Annotated in this window: 1 protein-coding gene and 1 pseudogene; both read left to right on the plus strand. The window is 44.1% G+C overall.

The annotated features are described in order from the left end of the window. A pseudogene (locus JWG39_RS16135) lies at positions 1–268 on the plus strand (dynamin family protein); the annotation flags it as partial. Then, a partial coding sequence (locus tag JWG39_RS16140) for a diguanylate cyclase regulator RdcB family protein (protein WP_205220457.1) occupies positions 265–460 on the plus strand: 196 nt, incomplete at its 3' end. The pseudogene JWG39_RS16135 and the gene JWG39_RS16140, both read left to right, overlap by 4 nt.

The raw sequence follows: 460 nt of genomic DNA on the forward strand, positions 1-460 counted from the left end.
GACCAGAGCACACTTTAAAGAGCTCAACAATATGATTTCTAAAAAAATAAATGAGCCGATTTTGCAAGAAATTAACACTTTCTTCATTTCCTTTAAAGGCAAGGTAGAGCAGCTTCGCAATACTCTGATCCGGAGCACAGAAGATCATAAAAGTAGCAAGCAAGACCAAGAACAATTGACTGAGCGCCTTAGCGCACTGAGAAAGCTAACACCGGAGATGATCAGTGACAGTAAGATACTCAAGAAAGAGTTGGAGCCGATGCTGTGATATCAACATTTACTGCAACGTTTCCTAATAGCGAGGCGTGCCAAATCCTGGCATGCCTGCCGGAGAAATTTATCGTTGATTTCGCCAACGGGATAGATGTAGTTCACGACCATGTGCGTCAACAAACGGATCGATCCTTTTTTCGGCGCATCAAAGAAGGATTCAACGGGCGATCATCCCAGAGGCAGCAAG

It is taken from the genome of Desulforhopalus vacuolatus, from assembly GCF_016918505.1.
In the GTDB taxonomy this organism is placed as follows: domain Bacteria; phylum Desulfobacterota; class Desulfobulbia; order Desulfobulbales; family Desulfocapsaceae; genus Desulforhopalus; species Desulforhopalus vacuolatus.